Source organism: Gemmatimonadota bacterium, from assembly GCA_026706345.1.
Lineage (GTDB): Bacteria > JAAXHH01 > JAAXHH01 > JAAXHH01 > JAAXHH01 > JAAXHH01.
This window is the reverse complement of sequence record JAPOYX010000168.1, coordinates 23437-27532: the sequence shown is the minus strand read 5'-3', so window position 1 is coordinate 27532 and position 4096 is coordinate 23437. Positions and strand designations below refer to the sequence as shown.

Sequence of the window (4096 nt, the reverse complement as noted above, 5' to 3'; positions counted from 1 at the left end):
GACCACCATGCTCGACCGGGCGCGCACGCTCGCGGAGAAGAAGGGCTGGCGCATGGTGGGCCTGGCACCCTCCGCCTCGGCAGTCAAGACGCTCGCCGCCGAGGCGGGGATCGAGTCGCAGACGCTGCAGGGGTTCCTGGCGCGGAATGCCGGCGTGGCCGCGGGCCGCCTCACGAAGCGCGGTGCGCGCGAGATGCGGGCGGCCTTCGCGAAGACGATCCTGGTGGTCGACGAGGGCTCGCTCACCTCGACCGTCCAGGCCCGGGACCTGCTCCGGATCGCGGGCGAACTCCGGATCCCGCGCGTGGTGCTGGTGGGCGACGCCAAGCAGCTTGACGCCGTTGACGCCGGGAAACCGTTCGCCCAGCTCCAGGCTGCCGGCATGCAGACCGCGGTGATGGACGAGATCATGCGTCAGCGCGACCCGGCGCTGAAGGAGGCGGTGGAGGCGAGCCTCGAGGGCGACATCCGCCGGGCCTTCGACAAGCTCGGCACCAACGTCGCAGAGGCCCGTGCGAGCGACATCGGGAGCGCCGTCGCCGCCCGCTGGCTGGCGCTGTCGCCGCAGCACCGGGAACGGACCGGGGTCATGGCGCCAAGTCACGAACTCCGCCTCCGCATCAACGGCTATATCCGCGAGGAACTCGCGCGCGAGGGACGCCTGCAGGGGCCGGCCGCGGAGGTCGAGAGGCTGGTCTCGAAGGGGTACACGCAGGCCGAGAAGGCGCTCGCCGACAACTACGCGAAGGGTGACGTGGTCGCCTTCTTCCGGTCCTACAAGCGGATCGGCGTCGGGAAGGGTGATGAGCGCCGCGTGGTCGGCGTCGACGGCAAGCGCGGGGCCGTCCTGCTCGATGACGGCAAGGGCGGGAGCGTCGCCTGGAGACCCGCCCAGGTCGGCGGCCGGAGCGGCGGCACCGAGGTGTACCGCTCGGAGGGGATCGAGCTCCGTGCCGGTGATCGCGTCCGTTGGACGCGGAACGATGCCGGGCTCGGGGTGGTCAACAGCCGCACCGCAGAAGTGCTGGGCGTCACCAACGGGCGTGTTGCGTTCCGCCTGGAGGACGGGCGCCGGCTCGACCTGCGCCCGGGCGACCGGCAGCTGCGGCACCTCGACCATGCCTGGGCATCGACCGTGCACGCGTTTCAGGGGCGCACGGTCGACAACGTGATCGCGGCGATCGAGGCCAGGCACCCCCACCTGACCACGCAGAAGAGCTTCTACGTCGAGATCAGCCGGGCTCGCGACCGCGCGGAGCTGGTCACCGACGATGCATCCGAGCTCCGCGCGCAGCTTCAGGCCGTTACCGGCGAGCGCATCGCGGCGCTCGAAGGCATCGGGGAGATGTCGCGGGAGACTCCCAGCCGGGGCTCGGAAACTGGTCGTCCGTACGGGCAGGCGACGGAACAAGGCATCGAAAGGGGTGCTGCCGGGGACCGCACGAGCCCCGCGGCGCCAACACCGGAGCGGGAACCGGGACCCCGGGAGCCAAGCCGGGACGCCGGGTTGGGCCTGTAGTGGTCGGGAAACCGGGTACGGGATGGCTGAACATCTGTGGACAGGAAGCGGTTGCACACGTGCAGCGAGCGGTTGCACACGTGCAGCGGCGAGCCTGAGGGGCAAGCGATGAGCAAGAATCCGGTGGTGCGCCCGGTCGACGACGACGGCAATATGGAGAAACAGACGCCGCGAACGATCCGGTTCTACGATCGCGACTGGGCCCGGATCGAGACCGTTGCGGTCATGCGGGGCATGACGGCGGCCGAACTCGTGCGAAGTGCTGCCATTGCCGCGGTCGGTGACCGGCCCGCGTTGGGTGAATCCCGCGACGAGCTGGCCGCGCAGATTGAGCAGATGTTCCGCTATGTGCACATCATCGCGACCGCCATGCGGAACGACATGCTCAGGAATGGCCGCGGCGAAGAGCTCAAGGAACTGGTTCGTTCCGCCCAGGCGCTGCAAGGCGAGCTGAAGAAGCGCCGGCCGGACTGAGCTGACCGTTCAAACCGGGGAACCATCCGGCGCCGAGGACGTTGCCATCACAGGGCGAATGGACGCACCGGAAGGGGCGGAAGAGCGGCGAAGAGGGGAGAAAGGGGCACGCGCACGTGGCCGGCTGTGTGCAGCTCGTCAGCAATTCCAGAACGATGACTGGCTGGATTGCCGGTGGATATCGCGTCAAGCGTGAGCGGGTTGCCCGTTATCTGGACGGATTCGCATGTATGCGGTCGCGCATACAATGTATGCGGTCGCGCATACAGTCAGAAAAAGCGTAAGCGTAATCAGTGCCTTGGCATGTATGCGGTGGCGCATACACCCATCCCAACAAAGGCAAGGCTATCAATGGCGCCGCAAGGCGCCCAAAGTGCCCGCCAGGGCACGCAGAAAGCGCGCAAGCGCGCGCCCGCAGTTCGCTGCGTGGGGTGTGTAAATCCAGACTCCGAATGGAGTCGGAAGGGCGCTCGGGCCGCCACACCATCACCGGCCGGAACAGCCGCCGCCGCAAGGGGTTGGAGCCGTTGCGGCGATTGAGCGAGACGATCGGGCCGCGACACCTGGGCGCGTTCCGCGTTGCCGTCCCAGCATCTGAGGTAACAAAGAGCGGCGTGCAGTGCAAGCAGCCGGTGCGATCTTGCACACCTTGCGCACCGGACTCGTGAGCCGGGTCGGTCTGTTACCGGAACGCACCGCCGCCCGCGCACATGGTCCGCACCGCAGTGGCGGGTTTTGCACCTGGTCCCGTACCGCAGGGATGGGTCGCACCCGCCCTGCAGCTCAAGGCAATGGCGCGCCCCCCTTCGTTGCCGTGCACGCAGATGCCGACGGCGCACCTGTTACCCCGCCGTCAGCCGTGCGGGTGGGGTGATCCCGGAGCCGCTCGAGCAGCGTTACCGTGGTAGACGGTCAACGCCGGGAACCGTTCCGGTGATATCGAAGCAACGGGGGTGGAGCCGATGAGTCGCTTCTTCTATGCCAACGAGATTGCCCGGCCCGAGGATGTAATTCCGTACCTGGCCAAGCAGGAGCGTCACTGGCGGAAGGGCTACTCGGCCTATGAGCTGGCCCATTCCTGGATCGCGGCCGAAGGCATCCCAAGCCCGGTCGGGTCCGTGCTGGACACGTGTCCCGACTATGCCCGGGCTGTCCTCGTGGAGGGCCTGTTCGAGCGTGACGTGGATCTTCGCACGCCGGGCCGCCGCAGCCAGACCGATCTGCTTGCCTTCGTGAAGCTTCGCCGCGGTGACGCGGTGATTGCGGTCGAGGGAAAGGTCGACGAGCCATTCGGTGATCGGGTGTCCGCCTGGAATGATCACAGCCCCGGCAAGGAACGTCGCCTGGCTGCCCTGTGCGGGTCTCTCGGTCTTCGGGTAGTCGATGTCGAGGACATCCGTTACCAGTTGCTCCACCGCACAGCCTCGGCCATCTACGAAGCCCAGCGGTATCGGACCCCGCGGACGATCATGCTTGTGCATTCCTTCAGCGTGGCCGACACCTCGTTCGGCGACTTCCAGGCGTTCGCCGAAGTCATGGGGATGCCCGTTCCGGCCGTGAATCAGGTCTCGGCGGAGCGGGAGTGCGAAGGGATCCGCCTTCGCTTGGCGTGGGTCAAGGATCGGCCGACCGACTGACATACGTGTCCGCCTGATCGCCCGCGTGATCCGGCAGCGGCGAAGGTTCGGCCCGATAGTTCATGGCGCGGGCGACGACGGCCGCGGCCTGGGCGGCTGCGGCCTGCAACGCGGTATCGTCGAGGTGAGCGTAGATGGCGGTGCACTCGCGCCGTCAGTGACCAAGCAGCTGGCCAACGGAGGTGAGGCAGGCGACGCTCGCGGTAGCGCTCGGCGAACTCACAGAAGCGCGGCGACCGAGTCTTCCGTGGTGAAGGAACGGGCTCCTCCTCTCTCCATAGGCGGGCGAGAACGGCCGCCGCCTCCCGCCAGGTTCGCTGCAGCGCGCCTCCGGGACGTGGTCCAGCGTAATGTTGGGCATTCTGCCCTGGGCGCGAGTCTGGACGACGAACAACCTGACTCCCAAGGGAAGCACCCGCATACCAAAGTGCGCGAACGCTCCATCCCCGAGCGTGTACTCCTTCGC

The 4096-nt window shown here is 67.7% G+C and carries 3 protein-coding genes; all 3 read left to right on the top strand.

From position 1 onward, the window contains the following. A partial coding sequence (locus tag OXG98_11130) for an AAA family ATPase (protein MCY3772556.1) occupies positions 1–1519 on the top strand: 1519 nt, incomplete at its 5' end. 108 nt (positions 1520–1627) lie between these two features. Beyond that, on the top strand, positions 1628–1993 hold the full coding sequence (locus tag OXG98_11125) for a hypothetical protein (protein MCY3772555.1): 366 nt from the start codon (positions 1628–1630) through the stop codon (positions 1991–1993). Between the two features lie 962 nt (positions 1994–2955). Further along, positions 2956–3630 carry a hypothetical protein gene (locus OXG98_11120; GenBank protein ID MCY3772554.1) on the top strand — a complete coding sequence of 225 codons (675 nt, stop codon included), beginning with the start codon at positions 2956–2958 and terminating at the stop codon, positions 3628–3630. Positions 3631–4096: the final 466 nt, after the last annotated feature.

Bases quoted from the DNA above. Each gene is read 5' to 3' on its own strand.
- OXG98_11120 (MCY3772554.1), top strand. From the start codon at position 2,956: ATGAGTCGCTTCTTCTATGCCAACGAGATTGCCCGGCCCGAGGATGTA.
- OXG98_11125 (MCY3772555.1), top strand. From the start codon at position 1,628: ATGAGCAAGAATCCGGTGGTGCGCCCGGTCGACGACGACGGCAATATG.